We start from the raw sequence: 20,304 nt of genomic DNA on the forward strand, positions 1-20,304 counted from the left end.
GGGCGGCGATGCGTTCCGACGGCCGGGGGCGCGAGGGGCGGGGGGCAGGGTGGCGGCGCGGGGGCGGGGGGGCAAAGCGGTCTTGCAGGGCAACGCGGCGCGCGGGGTCCAGCGGGGCCTTGCGCAGCGCGGCCAGCAGGGCACGCTCGCCCTCGCGGTCGGCGGCCAGCGCCACGGCCTCGGCCCAGCCTTCCCAGATCGCGGGTTCGCCGGGGTTCAGGCGGGCGGCGGCGGCGAAATGGGCGGCGGCGCGGCTGGGGCGCCAGCCCGCAAGGTTCAGCTGCCCCGCCTTGAACTGCACCTCGGGCAGGTCGGGGCGCGCGGCCAGAATCGCCTCCAGCCCTGCCAGCGCCTCTGCGGGGCGGCCTGCGGCGGCCTCGGCCATGGCGGCGGCGTAGCGGCGTTTCAGTTGGGCGGCATCCATCGGCATATCCTGTGCGGCATCGGCGCCAGACCTTAGCGCCCGCCCCGGCGGATGTCGAGTTGACCCCGGACATGGAAAGAGCGGGCCAGTGGCCCGCTCTTCCATCGTCTTGCTGATCGGGTGATCAGAACGACATCGCCACACCGAGCGACCAGGTTTCGAAGCTGCGGTCCACACCGTCGGCGTCCGAGTCAGCGTAGCCAGCGTGCACTTTGGCACCGCCGCCCAGATCGTAGGACGCCGCAATGCCCCAGCCTTCGATTTCGGGGCCGTTGTCGATGTCATAGATGCCGTAGTTGGCGCCGATGGCATACGGGCCGGTTTCGTAGCCAGCCGAAATCTGGGTTTGGGTAAAGTCGAGCAGGGTCACGCCGCCAACTTCGCTCTGCCAGTCAGAGTAAGCGATGCCCGCTTTGAAGCCGTTGTTGAAATCAGCGGTGGCGCTGACGGCGACGACGTCAACATCGGCGATGCCATCAAGGGTGTAGGAAGTGTCCGAGGTGACACCGGCGAAGTCAGCGATATTGCCCGGCAGCCACGAGGATACGATAGCGGTGGCACCATCCTTGCTGTTGCCCAGTTCAAACGACTGGTAGGCCAAGCCCAGACCCAGACCGATGCCGCCCATGTCGGTGTTGTATTTCACACCGACGGCATAGCCGGCGTCACGCTCGCCGGTGTCGTCCATTTCGGCCGACACGGCAAAGGCGAAATCGCCCATGGCATAGTCGTAGCGCAGGATCTGGTTGTCATAGGCGCCGTCACCAAAGGCACCCAGGTAACCGGCGTGCATGGTTTCGTCATCGCCGATGGTGCCGGGGTTGCCGGTGGTTTCGGTGATCGCCCAGTCCATCGCGCCGTCGATTTCGCCCAGCGTCAGGGTGCCGTAGGCGCCCGAGATGAAGGCGGCTTCGTTGTCGAGAACAATGTTGCCGTTCTCGTTGCCCTCGTCTTCTTTCGAGAAGTCGAAGCTGACGCCGAACGACAGGCCGGTGTCGGTTTCGCCGGTGGCCTCGACCGACAGGGTCAGGTCGTTGTGGAACTGGGTTTCGCCATCGGTGGCGAAGTTGATGTTGTCGTTGCCGCCGCCGACGATGCCCATTTCGGCCGAGCCGGACAGTTTGATTTCAGCAGCCGCGATGCCCGCGGTCATGACCAGAGCGGTCGAAGCAAGAAGAATCTTTTTCATCGTTTTCCCTCGTTGTCTTAGGGTTGGCCCCAACTCGGGGAACTCCGATTTGGGTATGGGTCTATTTCACCCCACAGGCCGGGCATTGCAACCGCGTCGCGGCCCGCAGGCGGCAAAGACGGCAGGCATGGTGCAGCTTTGCCACAGTCGCGCGCCGGGTGCGCCGGCCGCAGCGCCCGCGCAACCTGCGCAAGACCGGGGGAAACACCTTGCCCTGCCGGGCGCGCCTGCGCTAGACATTCGCAAACCAAATACGGGGGCCAACCGCATGACTGTCAAACGCCTGTCGCGCGCCGCGCTGCTATTGGCCCTTGCGGCCACGACGTCGGCCTGTGGTGGCGGCTGGTTCGGCGGGGGCGACCCGGCCAGCGACGCCGCCAAGCGCGAGGCCGCCCGCGACCAGCGCGCCGCCCAGGCCAAGTTTGAACCGCAGGGCAAACGCGGATCGTCGTTCTTTGACCTGTTCAACAATTCGTCCGACCCCAACATCACGGTCGAGGTGAACAAATACCTCTGGCAGGCCTCGCTTGAGGTGCTGAATTTCCTGCCGGTGCAATCGGTTGACCCGTTCTCGGGCGTCATCATCACGGGCTATGGCACGCCGCCGGGCGGGGGCCGGGCCTATCGCGCCATCGTGCATGTGACCGACCCGGCGCTGGATGCGCGCAGCCTGAAGGTCGCGCTGGAAAGCCGCGGCGGGGCGGTATCGCCCGACACCGTGCGCGCCGTCGAAGACGCGATCCTGACCCGCGCGCGGCAATTGCGCATCCGCGATTCGAAGCTGTAGGGCCTAGCCCCGCGCCGCGGCCCGGCCTGCATGAAGGCCGGTGGCAAGGCAGGCGGTCAGCAGGTAGCCGCCCGTCGGCGCCTCCCAATCCAGCATTTCGCCGGCGGCAAACACGCCGGGCAGCGCGCGCAACGCCAGATCATCGGTCAGGGCGGCGCGGGCAATGCCGCCCGCCGATGAAATCGCCTCGGCAATCGGGCGCGGGCCAAGGTGGCGCACCGGCAGCGCCTTGATCAGCCGCGCCAGACGGTCGGGCGCGGTGGGCAGCGGGCGGCCCCATTCCTGCACCAGCGCCAGGCGGACCGGGTCAAGATGCAGGGATTTGCGCAGCCAGTTGGCCAGCGTCTCCTTGCCGCGGGGGCGGGTCAGGCGGCCCGACACCTCGGTCAGGCTGCGGTCGGGGCACAGGTCCAGCGTCAGCGCGGCCCCGTCGCGCACCGCGGCCGCGACGGCATAGACCCCGCCCCCCTCGACCCCGCGCGCGGTCAAGGCAAACTCTCCCCGGCTGACCTGATCGCCCGCGTGCAGCGCGCAGCCCTTGACCGGCTGGCCCAGATACGGCGCCATATGCGCCGACCAGGCGACGGTCAGCCCCATGTTGGCCGGGCGGAACGGGGCGATTTCAACCCCGCGCGCGGCCAGCCACGGCACCCATGCGGCATCAGACCCAAGCCGCGGCCAGCTTGCGCCCCCCAGCGCCAGAACGGTGACGGCCGGGGTCAGGCTGCGCGGCCCCTGAGGCGTGTCAAAGGCAAAGGCCGCGCCCTGAAACCCGGCCCAGCGCCAGCGGGTGTTGAGCGTGACGCCAAGCCCCGCCAGCCGCACCAGCCAGGCGCGCAACAGCGGCGATGCCTTCATCTCGACCGGAAACACCCGCCCGGTGGTGCCTGTGAACAGATCGACCCCCAGCCCCGCCGCCCAGTCGCGCACCTGATCGGGGCCGAAACCCGCCAGAATCGGTGCCAGCCAGTCGCAACGATAGGCCGCGGCAAAGGCGGGCAGCGGCTCATCCTTGGTCAGGTTCAGCCCCGACCGGCCCGCCATCAGAAACTTGCGCGCGGGGCTGGGCTTGGCCTCGGCGACCGTCACGCGCCGACCGGCGCGGGCCAGCGCCTCGGCGGCCATCAGGCCGGCGGGGCCTGCGCCAATCACCAAGGCGTCGATTTCGGGCTGCGCGGTCATGGCCCTCTCCGGTCTTTGTGGTGGCGATTCTGTGCCACGTCGGGGCCGGGCTGGCAAGCGGGGCTATTTGCGCGTCATCATCGCCAGCCGGATCAGCGCACGTTCCATCACCGCCATCGCGGGCGCCCGCGAGGAGGACCGCAGCGCCAGATCGGTTTCCACCAACTGGCGCAACGCATCCTCCAGGCGGTGCATTCCCCAGCCCTGCGCCTGCCGCAGCATCCGGTCGCGCCGCGGGCCAAAGATCGGCGGGCGCATCCGGGCGATGCCCTCGGCGGGGCCACCGGGCGCAGAGGCGGCGGCATGCAGCGCGCGGAAATGGCGCAGCGCGGAAATGGCCAGCGTGACCGGGTTGACCCCCTGCCCCTCCAGCCGCCGCATCATCGGGCCCAGTTCGGCCGCGCGGCCCTCGGCCACGATATTCAGCACATCGTCTACCTCGGCCTCGATCGTGGCGGGGGCGCAGGCCAGCACATCGACAGGCGTCAGCGGCGTGGGATCTCCCCATTTGTAGAGCGCGATCTTTTCGACCGTCTGGCGAAAATCGCCGGGGTCAAGGTCACGGCCCAGCGCCAACAGGTCGGCCATCGCAGCGCGGTCGATGGTGGCCAGCCCCGCGCGTTTCAGCTCTGCCTCGATCTCGTCGGGGGTGGGCGGGTCGTCATAAATCCCGGCGGCATAGGCGTTGGGGTGATCCTCGAACGCCTTGCGCAGCGCCGATTTGGCAGTCAGGCTTCCGGCGGTGACCACCACCACCGCATCGCCTGCCCGCCAATCGGCCAGAGCAGCCTTGACGGCGGGCGCGGCGGTGTCGGTGGCATCTTCCACAAAGGCCACGCGCAGGCCGGGGAAAAACCCCTGCGCCTTCATCGCATCCATCAGCGCCGCCGGCTCCTTGCGCAGATCAGTGGCCGCAAGCCGGGTCAGCCGCATTTCCGCCTCGCCCTCGGGGCCGATCAGCGCCGCGATCACCTCTTGCCGCTTCAACGCCACCCGCATCGCATCGGCGCCAAAGATCAACAGGCCCGCGCGGTCAGGATCGGGGCGCGCAAAATACCGGCTGGCAGCAGCGCCAGTCAGCTTCATCGCGGCAGCGAGCCTGCGCCCGCCAAAAGCCGCGTCACGATCTGATCGGCCAGAACCCGCATAAGGCGCGCATGCGCGTCTTCCTCGGCGGCGCGGGTGGCCACGCTTGATCCGCTGGCCGACCACGAGGTGAAGCTGGTCACCTCGCCGGTCAGCAACACCGCATCAGTGCCCGCGTCCTGCAACCGATAGCTGACATCTCCGGTCAGCGCATAGCGGGTGGTGGTATTGTCGGGCGTGATGGCCTGCCCGGTGGCATTCGTGGTGATGTCGTAGGCCAGCCGATAGGCCGCGGCCTGCGGTGGGCCCAGCCGTTCCGACAGCCGCCGCGTCAGGGCAAAGTCATCGCGCGTGGCGGGCGCGTCGGGGGCAACCCGGCCCAACAGGACCGAGGCACCGCCCCCCGGCCCGTAGGCCGGGGTAAAACCGCAACCCGCAAGGGCGGCAGCGGCAATCAGGAAGGTGCGACGGTCAGACAACCACATTGACGATGCGCCCCGGCACGACGATCAGCTTTTTCGGCGCCTGCCCGGCAAGCACCTTGGCCACAGTCTCGTCTGCCAGAACGATCTTTTCAACCTCGCTCGCAGGCATGTCTTTCGGCACCGTCACCTCGGACCGGCGCTTGCCGTTGATCTGGATCGGCAGCGTCACGCTGTCTTCGACCAGCAGGGCGGGGTCAGCCTTGGGCCAGGCGGCCTGCACCACAAAACCCGCCCCCCCCATCAGCGCCCAGACATCCTCGGCCAGATGCGGCACCATCGGGCCCATCAGTTGTGCAAGGGTCCGCATCGCCTCGCGCCGGGCCGCATTCGAGGCGGCCGATTTCGACAGCGTATTGGTCAGCTCGTAAATCTTCGCAACGGCCTTGTTGAAGGCAAAGCTGTCGATCGACCGGGTGATCTCGTCCACCGCCTTGTGCGTGGCCTTGATCAGCGCCAGATCATCGGCGCCGCCAGCCTCGCCCCCGGCGCCCTCGGCGATCTCGGTGGCTATCCGCCAGACGCGGGCCAGAAACTTGTTCGCGGCCTCGGCGCCCGACGCCGTCCATTCCACGTCACGTTCCGGTGGGCTGTCCGACATCACGAACCAGCGCGCGGTATCGGCGCCGAAATCGCGGATGATGTTCATCGGATCGACGACGTTCTTTTTCGATTTCGACATCTTGGCCGAAGGTATGATCTCGACCGCTTCGCCTGTAGCCCTGAGCGTGCCGTTCTCCACGTCTTCGGGCAGGTGATAGACGGGCCGCCCCTGCGCATCGCGCGTCATGTAAATCTCGTGCGTCACCATCCCTTGCGTGAACAGCGCATTGAACGGCTCGGCGGCCTTGGCGGGCAGGTGGCCGGTCTTCACCATCGCGCGGGCGAAGAAACGGGAATAGAGCAGGTGCAAAATCGCATGTTCGATGCCGCCGATATACTGATCGACGTTCATCCAGTAATCCGCATCCTCGGCCACAGTCGGCGTGGTGGCGCGCGGCGCTGTAAAGCGGGCGTAATACCAGCTTGAATCGACAAAAGTATCCATCGTGTCGGTTTCACGCCGGGCCGCGCCGCCGCATTGCGGGCAGGCGCAATTGCGCCATGTCGGGTGCCGGTCCAGCGGGTTGCCCGCTTGCTCAAAGGTCACATCCTCGGGCAGGCGAACGGGCAGATTTTCCTTGCGCTCGGGCACCACGCCGCAATCGGGGCAATGCACCACCGGAATCGGGCAGCCCCAATACCGCTGACGGCTCAGCCCCCAGTCGCGCAGGCGATAGTTGGTGACGCCGCGCCCGATGCCGTTGGCCTCGCACAAGGTGATGGCAGCAGCCACCGCCGCCTCACCCGTCTGCACCGCCTCGCCCGCAAACCCGCGGACATAGCGCACGCGTTCCGATTTCATCGGCACAAAGGCTTCGCTCAGCGGCTGCGGGTCGGTCTCTGCCTCAAAGACGGCGTTGATCGGCAAGCCATATTTCGTCGCGAATTCAAAGTCGCGCGCGTCATGCGCCGGGCAACCGAAAATCGCGCCGGTGCCGTAATCCATCAGAATGAAATTGGCGATGTAAACCGGCAGATCCCAGCCTTCGTCCAGCGGGTGCCGCACCCGGATGCCAGTGTCCATGCCGCGTTTTTCGGCTTTTTCCAGCGCCTCTTCGGTGGTGCCGATGCGGCGGCATTCGGCCACAAACTCGGCCACCTTCGGGTCATGCCGTTCCAGATGACGGGCAAGCGGATGATCGGGGCTGATCGCGGCAAAGCTGGCGCCCAGCAATGTGTCGGGGCGCGTGGTATACACCTCCAGCCGGTCAAAGCCCTCCGGGGCGCCAATGGTGCCAAATGCGAATTGCAGCCCGCGGCTCTGGCCGATCCAGTTGGCCTGCATCGTGCGCACCTTCTCGGGCCAGTCCTGCAACCCGTCCAGCGCCGCCAGCAACTCGCCCGCGTAATCCGAGATGCGGAAGAACCACTGCACCAGTTCGCGCCGTTCCACCACCGCGCCCGACCGCCAGCCCTTGCCGTCGATCACCTGCTCGTTGGCCAGAACGGTCATGTCTACCGGGTCCCAGTTGACCATGGCCGATTTGCGATAGACCAGCCCGGCTTCCAGCATATCCAGGAACATTGCCTGCTGCTGACCGTAATATTCCGGGTCGCAGGTGGCAAACTCGCGGCTCCAGTCGATCGACAGGCCCAAGGGCTTCATCTGGCCGCGCATGTCGGCGATGTTGCCATAGGTCCAGTCTTTCGGATGACCGCCACGCTCCATCGCAGCGTTTTCGGCGGGCATCCCGAAGGCGTCCCAGCCCATAGGGTGCAGCACCGAATAGCCGCAGCTCATCTTGTAGCGCGCGACCACGTCGCCCATCGTGTAGTTGCGCACATGGCCCATGTGGATGCGCCCCGAAGGATAGGGAAACATCTCCAGCACATAATATTTCGGCTTTGCCGGGTCGCGCCGCGCGGTGAACACGCCCGCCGCGTCCCAGGCCTGTTGCCATTTCGCTTCGCTCTGGCTGGGTTCGTAACGCGACATGTCGGGCCCTCATGCGGAATTCTGCGCCTGTTGACTACACCGCCCAGCCCGCCAAGGTCCAGAGATCAGCCCGCGCGCCCCTTCATCTTGGCAAAAATATCCCCGCCGGAGGCTTCCGCAGCCAGCCGCCGCGCGGGCCTCAGGCGGTGCGCGCCATCAGCGGGCGTTCGCGCACCGGCAGATGGACAATGGCCGAAAACGCGCCAACCCCCACGCCGACCCACCACACCAGCGTGTAGTCGCCGTAAATGTCATACAGCTTGCCACCCAGCCAAACCCCCAGAAACGACCCGATCTGATGGCTGAGAAACACAAATCCATACAGCGTGCCCATGTAGCGCAGCCCATAGATATGCGCCACCAGCCCCGAGGTCAGCGGCACCGTAGCCAACCACAAGGCCCCCATGGCAAGCGAGAACAGCATCACCGACAGCGGCGTGATCGGCAGCAGGATGAACACCGCCGCAACCACCGTGCGCGCGGCATAGATCCAGGCCAGCAGATATTTTTTCGACCAGCGGTTACCCAGCCAGCCCGCGGTGATGGTGCCCGCGATATTGGCCAGCCCAATCAGTGAAATGGCGATGGCCCCCAACGCCGAGGTGCTGGAAATGCCCAGAGCGGCCAAAGGCCCGGTCGGGTCGATGGCGCCGCACATTTCGGTCACCATCGCGGGGAAGTGCGCGGTGATGAAGGCCAGTTGATAACCGCAGGAAAAGAAGCCCAGAAAGATCAGCGTGTAGGACGGGTCTTTGAACGCGCGGATCAGCACGGTTCCCATGCTTTCTTCCAGCTCGGCCCGGCTGGCGCGGGCGGGCGCGCGCAGCATCGGCAGCGCGAACAGGCTGGCCAGAACAACCCCCGCAAAGATCAGGAACACCGTCTGCCAGGGAAAGACGGCCAGCAGCGCCTCGGCCACCGGTGCGCCAAAGACCTGCCCGGCCGATCCCGCGGCGGTGGCGATCCCCAGGGCGAGCGAGCGGTTCTTGTCGGATGCCGCGCGCCCCACCACCGCCAGAATCACCCCGAACCCGGTGCCCGCGATGCCGAACCCCACGAGGACTTCCAAAAGCTGATGCTGCAAGGGCGAGGTCGCATAGGCCGACAGGATCAGCCCGGCGGCATACATCAGCGCGCCCGCCACGATGGCGCGGCGGTCGCCAAACCGTTCGGCGAGCGCGCCAAAGATCGGCTGACCGATACCCCAGGCCAGGTTCTGAATCGCGATGGCCAGCGAAAACTCGGCCCGCGGCCAGCCGAATTCGGTGGCGATGGGGATCTGGAACACGCCAAAGCTGGCCCGCACGGCAAAGCCCAGCATCAGGATGATGGCGCCCCCGATCAGCACGGGGGTAAACAGCGTGGTGCGGGTCATCGGGCCTCCGGATCTTCGGCGGTCAGAGTTGCGGCGAAACGCCGCGGCGTCAATGACTCAGGCGAAACCCGGCGCCAGCCGCAACTCTCCGGTCACGATGCCGCGCCAGTTTTTCTGCGGCCCGGTCAGGTAACGGGCCACCACCGGGTGCCCGGCCTCCAGCGCGCCCAACTTCACCAGCAGAGCCGTGATCGCCGCCTCGGACGCGCGGGTGGCGCCATCGACGATCTTCAACGCGATGCCGCGGCGGGTTTCGGGCAGGATCGCGACAAACACCGCTTCGGCCCCGGTCTTGACCGCAACGCGCCCGCCCATGGCGCGCATCAGGTCGGTGCAGGCCCGGCCCTCGCCCGCGACCAGTTCGGGAAAGGCCGCCATCGCCCGCGTCAGTCGCGCGGCAGCACGGGCGCGGGCATCGCCCCCCGCGTCGGCGCCGGCAAAAAACGCCATCGCCCGCGCCAGCCCCGCCACCGTGGTGGCAAAGTTCGGGGCCGAACAGCCGTCGATCCCGAAACCGGGGCTGGCCTCGTCGGTCACCTCCTCAAAGGCGGCCTTGACCGCGCGCTGCACCGGGTGGGCAAGGTCCACATATTCCGGCCCGGCCTTCAGATGCCGGGTCAGCGTCAGAAAGCCTGCATGCTTGCCCGAACAGTTGTTGTGAATCTGGCAGGGCGCGGTATCGGAACAGATCAGCCCTTTGCGCGCCTCGGGGTCGTTGGGCATATGCGCGCCGCAGCGCAGATCAGGCTCGGCCAGCCCCAGATCGTCCAGCCAGGCCGCCACCGCCTGCGTATGGATCGCAGCCCCCTGATGGCTGGCGCAGGCCAGCGCCAGTTGCGCCTGCGTCAGCCCGGCGGCATCAGCGGCGCCGCTTTCCACCAGCGGCAGCGCCTGGATCATCTTGCACGACGAACGCGGAAAGATCACCGCCGCCGGGTCGCCCCAGGCGGCCTCGATCCCGCCGGGGCCGCAGATCACCGCATGACCCAGATGCGCGCTTTCCAGAAGGCCGCCCCGCCACAGTTCCACCATCGGCACCGCTGTCATGCCCGCCTCCCATGTGCGATTTCCCGCCGACAGGGGTTTTACCGATCGGCAATTTTACGTTATCTGTGGGATATCGAGTTGAATTGCCATACGCCAATGGAAAAGGTGCGCCACAAGCACCGCCACGGCGGGGCAGAGGCAAAGGGCAGCTTGGAGGCTGTGGAACAATGAAAAATGTGACGCTGCGCGGCATCGCCGCCGCCATGATCTCCCTTGGCATTGTAGCGGGTAGCCCGATGGCCGCGCAGGAAAGCAGCAACCGGGTCGCCGCCAAAACCGATTGGAGCGTGTTCGTCGAAGAACAGCCCAAGAAGGAATGCTGGGGCGTGTCACAGCCGAAAGAGACGGTGAACACCCGCGACGGCAAGCCGGTGGCGGTGAAGCGGGGCCAGATCCTGCTGTTCATCACCTATCGCCCCGGTCAGGCGGGCGAGGTGTCGTTTGCCGGCGGTTACCCGTTTGCAGAAGGCTCTACCGTTGATCTGGATGTGAACGGCGCCAAGTTCAGCCTGTTCACCAACGGCGAAAACGCCTGGGCAGGCTCGCCCGAGGAAGATGCCAAGATCATCGCCGCGCTGAAGGCCGGCTCGGCGGCCATCGTCTCGGCCCGATCGGGGCGCGGGACGCAGACCAAGGACACCTTCTCGCTGCTGGGCTTTACCGCCGCGATGGAAGAAGCCGCGGCGCGCTGCAAGTGATTACCGCTGCGCGGTCCAAAGGCCCCGGCCCCCGCCGGGGCCTTTGGCGTTGGCCTGTTTCGTTTTCGGCCGCGATGCCCTATATCGACGCTTTGCCCCGTTCGAGATGATGATGACCCAAGCGACCGCCCCGATCACGCAAGACGTGCTGACCCTGCCCCGCAAGCTGCCCGAGGGCGGGCGCCAGAATATCATCGGCCTGACGCGTGACCAGTTGCGCGCGGCCCTGATCGCGGCGGGCACGCCAGAGCGGCAGGTCAAGATGCGGGTGGGGCAGATCTGGCAATGGGTCTATCACTTTGGCCTGCGCGATTTCGCGGCGATGACCAATCTGGCCAAGGACTATCGTGCCTTTCTGGCCGAGCATTTCACCATCGAACTGCCCGAGATCGTGACGCGGCAGGTTTCGGCCGATGGCACGCGCAAATACCTCCTGCGGATCGCGGGCGGGCATGAGGTGGAAACCGTCTACATCCCCGAGGAAAACCGCGGCACGCTGTGCATTTCCAGCCAGGTGGGCTGCACACTGACCTGTTCGTTCTGCCACACTGGCACGCAAAAGCTGGTGCGCAACCTGACCGCGGGCGAAATCGTGGGGCAGGTGATGGTGGCGCGCGACGATCTGGGCGAATGGCCGGTGCCGGGTGCCCCCAAGGACGAAACGCGACTGGTTTCGAATGTCGTGCTGATGGGCATGGGCGAGCCGCTGTATAATTTCGAAAATGTCCGCGATGCGATGCAGGTGGTGATGGATGGCGAGGGGCTGAGCCTGTCGCGCCGCCGCATCACCCTGTCTACCAGCGGCATCGTGCCGGAAATCGCGCGCACGGCCGAAGAGATCGGCTGCCTGCTGGCGGTGTCGTTCCATGCCACCACCGACGCGGTGCGCGACCGTCTGGTGCCGGTGAACAAGAAATGGAACATCGCCACGTTGCTGGAAACGCTGCGAGACTATCCGCGGCTGTCGAATTCCGAACGGATCACGTTTGAGTATGTGATGCTGAAGGGTGTGAACGACAGTGACGAAGACGCCAAGCGTCTGGTCAAGCTGATCCGCGGGATTCCGGCCAAGATCAACCTCATTCCCTTCAACGAATGGCCCGGCGCGCCCTATCAACGGTCGGACTGGGAGCGGATCGAGGCGTTTGCCGACATCATCTACAAGGCGGGCTATGCCAGCCCGATCCGCACCCCGCGCGGCGAGGATATCATGGCCGCCTGCGGGCAGTTGAAATCGGCCACCGAACGCGCCCGCAAAAGCCGGGCCGAGATTGCCGCCGACAGCGGCCTGCCCGGCTGACCGCCTACCGCCGGAGCGGACCGCCTAGCACCCCGGCTTCCAGCCTTCGATGATCGCCATCGCCTCCTCGGCGGTTTCGACAAAGCTGATCAGGTCCAGATCCTTGGGGTCGATGGTGCCGGCCTCGGCCAGCGCCTGCCAGTTGATGAGGTTATCCCAGAAGGCGCGACCGAACAGGATGAAGGGCACCCGCTTCATCCGCCCGGTCTGGATCAGGGTCAGGCTTTCAAACATCTCGTCCAGCGTGCCAAAACCGCCGGGAAAGATGCAGATCGCCCGTGCGCGCATCAAGAAGTGCATCTTGCGGATAGCGAAATAGTGGAAGTTGAAGCACAGGTCCGGCGTCACCCAGGGGTTCGGCGCCTGTTCATGCGGCAGCACGATATTCAGCCCGACCGAGTGCCCCCCCACCTCATGCGCGCCGCGGTTGCCCGCCTCCATGATGCCGGGGCCACCGCCGGTGACCACCACCATCTCGCGGCCATAGGTTTCAAGGCTTTTTACGGTGATCATCCGAGCCAGCTTGCGCGCCTCTTCATACCACGGCGCCAGGGCCTCGGCCCCGCCCGCAGCCCCCGGCGCCGGAATCCGGGCCGAGCCCATCAGCACGACGGTCGAATTCACCCCGCGTTCGTCCAGCACCATCTGCGGCTTCAACAACTCCAGTTGCAGCCGCACCGCGCGCAGTTCGGGCCGCATCAGGAAATCTGTATCGGTGAACGCCAGCCGGTAAGCGGGCGCGCGGGTCTGCGCGGTGTCGGGAATGCTGCGCGCGGCGGCAGCATCCTGAACACTGTCGCGGAACGGGTGGCTGCGAGCCTCGTCTTTCATGGGGTTCCTCGGGCGGATTGCGTGACCTTTGGCTTCCCACTATAGGCTGAAGCCGTCAACCAAAGATCAATCCGCGTTAACCCCACGAGGTCCACATGACGAACGCCGCCCTGGAATCAGCCATCGAAGCCGCGTGGGATACGCGCGACACGATCACCCCCGCGACCAAGGGCGAGGCGCGCGATGCGATCGAGGCAACGCTGGCCGCACTGGACAGTGGCACGCTGCGGGTGGCCGAACGGCAGGCCGATGGCCGCTGGCATGTGAACCAATGGGCGAAAAAGGCGGTTTTGCTGGGCTTTCGCCTGAAAGACATGGAGATGCACGCGGGCGGCCCGCAGGGCGGCGGCTGGTGGGACAAGGTTGACAGCAAGTTTGCCGGTTGGGGCGAGGCCGATTGGCGCGCCGCAGGCTTTCGTGCAGTGCCCAACTGCATCGTGCGCAAATCGGCCTATATCGCCAAGGGCGCGGTTTTGATGCCCAGCTTTGTCAACCTTGGCGCCTATGTCGATGAAGGCACCATGGTCGATACCTGGGTGACGGTCGGCTCTTGCGCCCAGATCGGCAAGAACGTGCACCTGTCGGGTGGTGTGGGCATCGGTGGTGTGCTGGAGCCGATGCAGGCAGGCCCTACGATCATCGAGGACAACTGCTTCATCGGTGCCCGCTCCGAGGTGGTCGAGGGCTGCATCATCCGCGAAGGCTCGGTTCTGGGGATGGGCGTGTTCATCGGCCAGTCCACCAAGATCGTGGACCGGGAAACCGGCGCGGTGATGTATGGCGAGGTGCCAGCCGGGTCGGTCGTGGTCGCAGGCTCGATGCCGTCGAAAAACGGCATCAACCTGTATTGCGCCGTGATCGTGAAAAAGGTCGATGCCAAGACCCGCAGCAAGACCAGCATCAACGAATTGCTGCGGGATTGAGGCGACGGTGCGCCCAGGGGCGCACCCCACCCACCCCGGACCAGAGGGCAAAGGCGCATGACCGACGAAAAACCCAAACGCCCGCAGCAGGTGTTCACCCTTGTGGTCGAGGTTGGTCGCAAGGCCGGCGACGGGCTGCCCAAGGGGGCCACCGGCGCCGGGCTGTTGATCTATGCCTCGGGCGTGGATGAAGACGAGGCCGTGCGCGAGACCGTGGCGATCCTCAAACAGGCCGATCTGGCCCCGCTGGACGTTACCGGCTACGGCACCCTGACCGAACGGCAGGCACAGGGGCACCAGATCGCCCCCGAAGAACGCGCGCTGATGGACAGGGCGCTGGCCGAAAATTCGGTCGTCGTCGCGCAGATGGAGCCGTTCTTCGGCGAAGACCGGCCCGAATTGCTGCCGCCCCTGCAAGAATGATTGGCCAGCCGCACAGCCCGCGCTAAGCTGGACAAAAAGCACAAGAGGCGGGCAAAGGCATGAAACACACGATCAGAACACTTGTCATTTCGGCGCTTGTCCTGCCGGGGCTGGCGGCCTGCGCCGGCCCTGCCGGGCAACGCACACCCATGGTTGATACCGGCATGAGCATTGACCCGATCCCCGCCGCCACCCCCGAGGCGCAGCGCAGCCTTGACCTTTGGATCACGGGTTTTCGCCCTCGCGCACTGACCGCAGGCATAACGCCCACCACCTTTGATCGCGCCATGACCGGCATCCGCTATAACCCCAAGGTGATCGAGCGCGACCGGAACCAGAGCGAATTCACCAAGGCGATCTGGGAATATCTGGATACCGCCGTGTCGGACACGCGGATCGACAATGGCCGCCGCGCGCTGGCCGAACATGGCGCGGTGCTGCGCCAGATCGAGGCGCGCTATGGAGTCGAAAAAGAGGTGGTGGCAGCCGTATGGGGCATGGAAAGCTCCTACGGCAGTTTCCGCGGCAAGACGCAGGTGCTGCCCGCACTGGCAACGCTGGCCCATGACGGGCGGCGCGGGGCGTTCTTTGAACAGCAATTGATCGCGGCGCTGAAGATCGTGCAGGCAGGAGACGTGGCGCCCGAGGCAATGACCGGAAGCTGGGCCGGGGCGATGGGGCACACCCAGTTCATCCCGACCTCGTATCTCAGCTTTGCGGTCGATTTCACCGGCGACGGGCGGCGCGATATCTGGTCAGACAACCCCGCCGATGCGCTGGCCTCGACCGCGGCCTATCTGGCGCGCTCGGGCTGGGTAAAAGGCCAGCCCTGGGGGGTGGAGGTGCAGCTTCCCCAAGGCTTCGATTTCACTGAGGCGGGCAAGAAGGTAAAGAAATCGGCGGCCGACTGGGCAGCACTCGGAGTGCGCGGCGTGGATGGCGGGCGGGTGCCCGATCATGGCACAGCCTCGATCCTGCTGCCGGCGGGCGCGCGCGGCCCGGCCTTCATGATCTTCGGCAATTTCACCGCAATCTCGCGCTATAATTCGGCCGATTCCTATGTGATCGGCGTGGGCCACCTGTCGGACCGGCTGGCGGGCCGGGGACCGATCCGCAGCCCTTGGCCGCGTGGCGACCGGGCGCTGAATTTGGCCGAGCGTCAGGAATTGCAACAGCGCCTGACCGGGGCGGGGTTCGACACGCAGGGCACCGATGGCAAGATCGGCCCCAACACCGTGGCAGCCATCGAGGCGTTCCAGCGCGCGCGCGGGCTGACCGCCGATGGCTACCCCTCGGCCGCGCTGCTGGCGATGCTGCGCTGACCACCGGGCCGCCCGCAGGTTGCGCCTGCGGAAGCCTCCGGCGGGGATATTTACACCAAGCTGAAAGACAGCGATCACGACTTGGGCACACCTATCCCCCGCGGGGCGTTCCGAAGGTTCCGGCGGGCGCGCAGTCAGGCCAGATGGCTGCGGAAGGCGCCCACGACCTGTTCATAGACCGCGCGCTTGAACGGCACGATCGCGGCGACCATCTCGTCGGCGCCGATCCAGCGCCAGCGCGAAAATTCGGGGTGGGGCGTGGCGATGTTCACCTGATCATCGCGGCCCAGATAGCGCATCAGGAACCACATCTGGCGCTGGCCGCGATAGCGCCCCTTCCAGACCTTGCCCAGAAGTTCGGGTGGCAGGTCATAGGTCAGCCAGTCGGGCGTCTGGGCCACCGGGGCCACCAGATCGGCGGTGATCCCGGTTTCCTCCCATAATTCGCGCAGGGCGGCGGTATCGGGGGTTTCACCCGCGTCGATACCGCCCTGGGGCATCTGCCAGGCGGGGCTGTCGCTGTCCAGTCGCTGCCCGGCAAAGATCAGGCCCGCAGGGTTCATCAGAACCACCCCGACACAGGGGCGGTAGGGCAGAGCGGCAAGCTGTTCGGGGGTCATGGTCGGCCTGTGCTGGAGCCGGGGGCCATGCCCCCGGTCGGTTCACTTGTCGGAGGCGATGGCCGTCAGGCCTTTGAGAATGTCGATGGCATAGGCCAGTTGATAATCCTCTTCGCGCAGCTTCGCGGCCTCTTCGGCGCGGGCCTGTTCTTCCTGGAACAGCCGCTTTTCATCCTCGGTCATCGAATCGTTGCCCAGCGCACCGCGCAGATCGGCCTCGGACCGGTCCATCGTTGCCGCAGAGGCAGCCTTGTCGGTGTCTTCGGCGGGTTCAGGCTTGCGCGGCGGTTGCTGCACCACGATGTCGGGCGCAATTCCCAGCGCCTGAATCGAGCGGCCCGAGGGCGTGTAGTAGCGCGCCGTGGTCAGGCGCATGGCGCCGTCGCCCTTGACCGGGATCACGGTTTGGACCGAGCCCTTGCCGAACGACTTGGTGCCCACCACGATGGCGCGGCGATGGTCCTGCAAGGCCCCCGTCACGATTTCCGAGGCCGAAGCGGAGCCGCCGTTGATCAGCACCACGATCGGCTTGCCCTGTGCCAGATCACCGGGAGTGGCGTTGAACCGCTCGCTCTCCTCGGCAGAGCGGCCGCGGGTCGAGACGATCTCGCCCGCGTCCAAGAAGGCGTCCGATACTTCGATCGCCTGGTTCAACAACCCGCCGGGGTTGTTGCGCAGGTCAATGACAAAGCCGTTGACCTTGTCCATCCCGCCCGCCTCCGCCACGGCGGTCTTAAGGCTTTCATCAAGATTGGCATAGGTCTGGTCGTTGAAGGTGGTGACGCGCAGCACCACGGTCTGGCCTTCGGTGCGCCCCTTCACCGCTGTCAGCTTGATCGTGTCGCGGATGATCGACACGTCGAAGGGTTCAGGAGTGCCCTCGCGGACCACGGTGATGATGATCTCGGAGCCGACCGGCCCGCGCATCTTTTCCACCGCCTGATCCAGCGTCAGGCCCAGCACCGATTCACCATCGACATGGGTGATGAAATCGCCCGCCTCGATGCCCGCCAGATCAGCCGGTGTGCCATCCATCGGAGAGACGACTTTCACAAAGCCTTCTTCCTGCGTGACCTCGATACCGAGACCGCCAAAACTGCCGCGGGTCTGCACCCGCATGTCGTCGTAATCTTCGGGCGGCAGGTAGCTGGAATGCGGATCCAGCGAGGTCAGCATCCCGTTGATCGCGGCCTCGATCAACTCGGCGTCGTCGACCTGTTCGACATAGTCGGCGCGGATGCGTTCAAAAATGTCACCAAACAGGTCAAGCTGTTCATAGACCGAGGCGGTTTTGCGCACCTCTTGCGCAATCAGGGGACCAGCGATCTGCGTTGACAACAGCAGCCCTGCAAGGGTGCCACCCAGCGCGGCGAATACGAATTTTCTCATCGTCTATCCCTGATTGTCCTGCGTCTCGGCGAACCACTCGGCCGGGTCCACGGGATCCTTGTCCACTCGAAGCTCAATATAAAGCGTTTCCGTTCGCCCCGCGCCACCACCTTGTTGTGCCGCAGTGACAAAACCCGCGCCAAATTCCTGCGCCGCAGGTTCGGTTCCGCCCATCAACCCCAACGGCGCGCCTGCGGTCAGCACATCGCCGGTTTCACCATAAACCGTGCCAAGCCCGGCCAGAACCAGAAGATAGCCCTTGGCAGGCTCGACGATCATCACATTGTCGTAGTCCAGCAGCGGGCCGCGATAGCGGATCGTCGCGGGCCAGGGCGTGGTGACAAGGGCCGCGGGTGCGGTGGCAATCACCAGGCCGGGGCGGCGAATGCCAGCCGCATCGGCCTCATTCATGCGCCGCAGGATCGTGCCCGACACCGGCAAGGGCAGCCTGCCCTTGCCGCCCGCAAAATCCTCCATTGGCGGGCCGATGTCGCTATCCAGATCGGCAAGGCCGGTGGCAAAGCCCTCCAGCGTATCGGCACTTTGCAGCAGTGCGCGCAGTTCCTCGGGGTCTTCCAGATAGCGGCGCGGCAGGCCCACACGTTCGGCCACCGCCTCGCTCAGCGCGGTGCGGGCGGCCTGAACCGAAGTCAGCCCGGCCTCCAGCGTATCGGCGGCGGCGGTTTGCAAGGCGCGCAAATCGGCCACCTCTTGCAGATCGGTGCGCATCTTTTCGGCCTCGGCCTGAAGCGCGGGCGTGACCGAAGACAAGATCATCCCCGACCGGGCCGAGCCTTCGGCGCCCGACGGATGCAGCAGCAAAAGCGGCCCGTCAGAGCGTTCCATGGTGGACATCACGGCCAGCAGCCGCCCGATCTGGTCGCGGCGAGCATCGTAGGCGGCGGCGATTTCGTCTTCGCGGATGGCGGCGCGGCGCAGCCCGTCACGCAGCGCCGACAGGCCCGTTTCATAGGCGCGAATTGTCTGCGTCAGGGCGGCCACCCGGTCACGGGACTTTGTGGCCCCTTCCAGCGCGGCCACGGCGGCGCGCAGATCATCAGCCGCGGCCAGCGCGGTTTCGGCCGCACCTTGCGCCACGACCGGCCCGGCCAGCGCCAGCGTCAGCAGGGCGGCGCGCAGGATCATCGTTCGATCAGCGTGGTGCCGGTCATCTCGGGCGGCACCGGCAGGCCCATCAGGTCCAGCAGCGTGGGCGCCAGATCGGCGAGCCGCCCCTTGCGCAGCCGAACCCCTGCGGGGCCACCGATCAGCGCCACGGGCACCGGGTTCGTGGTATGCGCGGTGTGCGGGCCGCCGGTGACCGGATCGATCATGGTTTCGCAATTGCCATGATCGGCGGTCAGGATCATGGCGCCGCCCGCCCGCTCCAGCACCGGAAGAACGCGGGCCAGATCGCGGTCGATTTCCTCGCAGGCGGCAATGGCGGCGGCCAGATCCCCGGTGTGGCCCACCATGTCGGGGTTGGCATAGTTTACCACGATCAGGTCATAGCCATGTTCGATCGCGGCTATGAAGCGTTCGGTCACCTCGGGCGCCGACATTTCGGGTTGCAGGTCATAGGTCGCAACCTTGGGCGATTTGGGCATGAAGCGGTCTTCGCCCGGCTCGGGGGCCTCTTTGCCGCCGTTCAGGAAGAAAGTCACATGGGGGTATTTCTCGGTCTCGGCCAGCCGGTATTGCGTCAGCCCCTGCTTGGCCACCCATTCACCCAAGGTATTCACGATGGTTTGCTTGGGGTAGGCCGCGGTCATGAAGGCATCATGCGCCTTTGAGTAATCGACCATGCCCAGCATCGCGGCCCAGACCGGGCGTGCGCTGACATCAAAGCCCGTAAAGGCCGGGTCGCCCAGCGCCGACAGTATCTCGCGTGCCCGGTCGGCGCGGAAGTTCAGGCAAAAGAACCCGTCGCCATCTTGCGCACCCTTGTAGCCGTCGATCACGGTCGGGGCGATGAATTCATCCGTCTCACCGCGCGCATAGGCGGCGGCGACGGCGGCGGCGGCATCGGGGGCCTGTTCGCCCTCGGCCGCGACCATGGCGGCAAAGGCGCGCGCGACACGGTCCCAGCGGGTGTCGCGGTCCATCGCCCAATAGCGACCGATCACGGTTGCCACCCGCACCCCCTGCGGCAGGCCCGCCATGAGATCGGCCACAAAGCCCGCCGAAGACGACGGCGGCACATCGCGCCCGTCGGTGATCACATGCAGCGCGACCGGCACCCCGGCGCCCGCGATCAGGCGGCAGGCGGCCACCACATGGCTGATGTGGCCATGCACGCCGCCATCCGACACCACGCCCATCAGATGCGCGGTCCCACCTGTTGCCCTGAGTTTTTCCACAAAGGCCAGAATCGCCGCATTGTGGCCAAAGCTGCCATCCTCGATCGCCAGATCAATCGCACCCAGATCCATCGCCACCACGCGGCCCGCGCCGATATTGGTGTGGCCCACCTCGGAATTGCCCATCTGCCCGGTGGGCAGGCCCACATCGCGGCCATGGGTCAGCAGGGTGGCATGGGGGCAGGTCGCCATGATCCGGTCGAAGGTCGGGGTATTGGCCAACCGGGGGGCGTTGCCTTCCGGCTCGGCGCGTTCGCCCCAACCGTCGAGAATGCACAGGACAACAGGTTTCGGGCGGGTCATCGGGGCCTCCGGTGTGCTTTGGCC

General features: G+C 66.2%; 19 protein-coding genes. 6 read left to right on the top strand and 13 right to left on the bottom strand.

The annotated features are described in order from the left end of the window. Both C5F46_RS08790 and C5F46_RS08795 read right to left on the bottom strand, forming a co-directional pair. A partial coding sequence (locus C5F46_RS08790; protein WP_210202996.1) for a hypothetical protein occupies positions 1-424 on the bottom strand: 424 nt, incomplete at its 3' end. Between the two features lie 124 nt (positions 425-548). Beyond that, a complete protein-coding gene (locus C5F46_RS08795; RefSeq protein ID WP_107324987.1) occupies positions 549-1,613 on the bottom strand; it encodes a porin in 1,065 nt (354 codons plus the stop codon). 268 nt (positions 1,614-1,881) lie between these two features. Between C5F46_RS08795 and C5F46_RS08800 the strand changes: the two genes are divergently transcribed. Beyond that, positions 1,882-2,400 (top strand): DUF3576 domain-containing protein, encoded by a 519-nt coding sequence (locus C5F46_RS08800; protein WP_107324988.1) that lies wholly within the window; start codon positions 1,882-1,884, stop codon positions 2,398-2,400. A 3-nt stretch (positions 2,401-2,403) separates the two neighbouring features. Here the strand turns inward: C5F46_RS08800 and C5F46_RS08805 are convergent, their stop codons facing one another. The 6 genes from C5F46_RS08805 to C5F46_RS08830 all read right to left on the bottom strand — a co-directional run bounded on the left by C5F46_RS08805 (position 2,404) and on the right by C5F46_RS08830 (position 10,111). Beyond that, positions 2,404-3,564: a TIGR03862 family flavoprotein gene (locus C5F46_RS08805; protein ID WP_107325047.1), complete on the bottom strand. Its 1,161-nt coding sequence runs from the start codon at positions 3,562-3,564 to the stop codon at positions 2,404-2,406. A gap of 81 nt (positions 3,565-3,645) precedes the next feature. Then, entirely contained in the window at positions 3,646-4,668 is a 1,023-nt protein-coding gene (gene holA, locus C5F46_RS08810) for a DNA polymerase III subunit delta (protein WP_107324989.1), read from the bottom strand. After that, positions 4,665-5,153 carry an LPS assembly lipoprotein LptE gene (gene lptE, locus C5F46_RS08815; protein ID WP_107324990.1) on the bottom strand — a complete coding sequence of 163 codons (489 nt, stop codon included), beginning with the start codon at positions 5,151-5,153 and terminating at the stop codon, positions 4,665-4,667. The genes holA and lptE overlap by 4 nt, the downstream gene beginning before the upstream one ends. Further along, positions 5,140-7,689: a leucine--tRNA ligase gene (leuS, locus tag C5F46_RS08820; RefSeq protein WP_107324991.1), complete on the bottom strand. Its 2,550-nt coding sequence runs from the start codon at positions 7,687-7,689 to the stop codon at positions 5,140-5,142. Before leuS ends, lptE begins: the two co-directional genes overlap by 14 nt. A gap of 139 nt (positions 7,690-7,828) precedes the next feature. Next, on the bottom strand, positions 7,829-9,064 hold the full coding sequence (locus C5F46_RS08825; protein WP_107324992.1) for an MFS transporter: 1,236 nt from the start codon (positions 9,062-9,064) through the stop codon (positions 7,829-7,831). 57 nt (positions 9,065-9,121) lie between these two features. Next, positions 9,122-10,111 carry an asparaginase gene (locus tag C5F46_RS08830; RefSeq protein WP_107324993.1) on the bottom strand — a complete coding sequence of 330 codons (990 nt, stop codon included), beginning with the start codon at positions 10,109-10,111 and terminating at the stop codon, positions 9,122-9,124. Between the two features lie 167 nt (positions 10,112-10,278). On the opposite strand from C5F46_RS08830, the gene C5F46_RS08835 reads away from it, so the two are divergent. Both C5F46_RS08835 and rlmN read left to right on the top strand, forming a co-directional pair. Further along, positions 10,279-10,809 (top strand): invasion associated locus B family protein, encoded by a 531-nt coding sequence (locus tag C5F46_RS08835; RefSeq protein ID WP_107324994.1) that lies wholly within the window; start codon positions 10,279-10,281, stop codon positions 10,807-10,809. Between the two features lie 112 nt (positions 10,810-10,921). Next, on the top strand, positions 10,922-12,109 hold the full coding sequence (rlmN, locus tag C5F46_RS08840) for a dual-specificity RNA methyltransferase RlmN (RefSeq protein ID WP_107325048.1): 1,188 nt from the start codon (positions 10,922-10,924) through the stop codon (positions 12,107-12,109). A 24-nt stretch (positions 12,110-12,133) separates the two neighbouring features. Here rlmN and C5F46_RS08845 read toward each other — a convergent pair whose 3' ends face one another. Continuing rightward, a complete protein-coding gene (locus C5F46_RS08845) occupies positions 12,134-12,940 on the bottom strand; it encodes an LOG family protein (protein ID WP_107324995.1) in 807 nt (268 codons plus the stop codon). Between the two features lie 95 nt (positions 12,941-13,035). Here C5F46_RS08845 and dapD point away from each other — a divergent pair, with 95 nt between their 5' ends. The 3 genes from dapD to C5F46_RS08860 are packed head-to-tail and all read left to right on the top strand — an operon-like array spanning position 13,036 to position 15,608. Next, positions 13,036-13,863 carry a 2,3,4,5-tetrahydropyridine-2,6-dicarboxylate N-succinyltransferase gene (gene dapD / locus C5F46_RS08850; protein WP_107324996.1) on the top strand — a complete coding sequence of 276 codons (828 nt, stop codon included), beginning with the start codon at positions 13,036-13,038 and terminating at the stop codon, positions 13,861-13,863. 57 nt (positions 13,864-13,920) lie between these two features. Beyond that, positions 13,921-14,286 (top strand): hypothetical protein, encoded by a 366-nt coding sequence (locus C5F46_RS08855; RefSeq protein WP_107324997.1) that lies wholly within the window; start codon positions 13,921-13,923, stop codon positions 14,284-14,286. Positions 14,287-14,345: 59 nt separating this feature from the next. After that, positions 14,346-15,608, top strand: coding sequence for a lytic murein transglycosylase (locus C5F46_RS08860; RefSeq protein ID WP_107324998.1), 1,263 nt, complete (start codon positions 14,346-14,348; stop codon positions 15,606-15,608). 134 nt (positions 15,609-15,742) lie between these two features. Here C5F46_RS08860 and C5F46_RS08865 read toward each other — a convergent pair whose 3' ends face one another. Genes C5F46_RS08865 through gpmI form a run of 4 tightly spaced genes read right to left on the bottom strand, consistent with a single transcriptional unit; the run spans position 15,743 to position 20,280 of the window. After that, complete coding sequence (locus C5F46_RS08865) at positions 15,743-16,228, bottom strand: RNA pyrophosphohydrolase (RefSeq protein ID WP_107324999.1); 486 nt, start codon at positions 16,226-16,228, stop codon at positions 15,743-15,745. A 42-nt stretch (positions 16,229-16,270) separates the two neighbouring features. Continuing rightward, positions 16,271-17,617 (bottom strand): S41 family peptidase, encoded by a 1,347-nt coding sequence (locus C5F46_RS08870; RefSeq protein ID WP_107325000.1) that lies wholly within the window; start codon positions 17,615-17,617, stop codon positions 16,271-16,273. Positions 17,618-17,620: 3 nt separating this feature from the next. Continuing rightward, the gene (locus tag C5F46_RS08875; protein ID WP_168796809.1) at positions 17,621-18,760 is read right to left on the bottom strand and encodes a murein hydrolase activator EnvC family protein; all 1,140 of its coding nucleotides are present in this window, start codon (positions 18,758-18,760) and stop codon (positions 17,621-17,623) included. After that, positions 18,760-20,280 (bottom strand): 2,3-bisphosphoglycerate-independent phosphoglycerate mutase, encoded by a 1,521-nt coding sequence (gene gpmI / locus C5F46_RS08880; RefSeq protein WP_107325002.1) that lies wholly within the window; start codon positions 20,278-20,280, stop codon positions 18,760-18,762. The genes C5F46_RS08875 and gpmI overlap by 1 nt, the downstream gene beginning before the upstream one ends. Positions 20,281-20,304: the final 24 nt, after the last annotated feature.

The organism is Phaeovulum veldkampii DSM 11550, from assembly GCF_003034995.1.
In the GTDB taxonomy this organism is placed as follows: domain Bacteria; phylum Pseudomonadota; class Alphaproteobacteria; order Rhodobacterales; family Rhodobacteraceae; genus Phaeovulum; species Phaeovulum veldkampii.

Bases quoted from the DNA above. Each gene is read 5' to 3' on its own strand.
- C5F46_RS08800 (WP_107324988.1), top strand. From the start codon at position 1,882: ATGACTGTCAAACGCCTGTCGCGCGCCGCGCTGCTATTGGCCCTTGCG.
- holA (WP_107324989.1), bottom strand. From the start codon at position 4,668: ATGAAGCTGACTGGCGCTGCTGCCAGCCGGTATTTTGCGCGCCCCGAT.
- C5F46_RS08845 (WP_107324995.1), bottom strand. From the start codon at position 12,940: ATGAAAGACGAGGCTCGCAGCCACCCGTTCCGCGACAGTGTTCAGGAT.
- dapD (WP_107324996.1), top strand. From the start codon at position 13,036: ATGACGAACGCCGCCCTGGAATCAGCCATCGAAGCCGCGTGGGATACG.
- C5F46_RS08860 (WP_107324998.1), top strand. From the start codon at position 14,346: ATGAAACACACGATCAGAACACTTGTCATTTCGGCGCTTGTCCTGCCG.
- gpmI (WP_107325002.1), bottom strand. From the start codon at position 20,280: ATGACCCGCCCGAAACCTGTTGTCCTGTGCATTCTCGACGGTTGGGGC.
- C5F46_RS08870 (WP_107325000.1), bottom strand. From the start codon at position 17,617: ATGAGAAAATTCGTATTCGCCGCGCTGGGTGGCACCCTTGCAGGGCTG.
- rlmN (WP_107325048.1), top strand. From the start codon at position 10,922: ATGACCCAAGCGACCGCCCCGATCACGCAAGACGTGCTGACCCTGCCC.
- C5F46_RS08795 (WP_107324987.1), bottom strand. From the start codon at position 1,613: ATGAAAAAGATTCTTCTTGCTTCGACCGCTCTGGTCATGACCGCGGGC.
- C5F46_RS08865 (WP_107324999.1), bottom strand. From the start codon at position 16,228: ATGACCCCCGAACAGCTTGCCGCTCTGCCCTACCGCCCCTGTGTCGGG.
- leuS (WP_107324991.1), bottom strand. From the start codon at position 7,689: ATGTCGCGTTACGAACCCAGCCAGAGCGAAGCGAAATGGCAACAGGCC.
- C5F46_RS08825 (WP_107324992.1), bottom strand. From the start codon at position 9,064: ATGACCCGCACCACGCTGTTTACCCCCGTGCTGATCGGGGGCGCCATC.
- C5F46_RS08830 (WP_107324993.1), bottom strand. From the start codon at position 10,111: ATGACAGCGGTGCCGATGGTGGAACTGTGGCGGGGCGGCCTTCTGGAA.
- lptE (WP_107324990.1), bottom strand. From the start codon at position 5,153: ATGTGGTTGTCTGACCGTCGCACCTTCCTGATTGCCGCTGCCGCCCTT.
- C5F46_RS08855 (WP_107324997.1), top strand. From the start codon at position 13,921: ATGACCGACGAAAAACCCAAACGCCCGCAGCAGGTGTTCACCCTTGTG.
- C5F46_RS08835 (WP_107324994.1), top strand. From the start codon at position 10,279: ATGAAAAATGTGACGCTGCGCGGCATCGCCGCCGCCATGATCTCCCTT.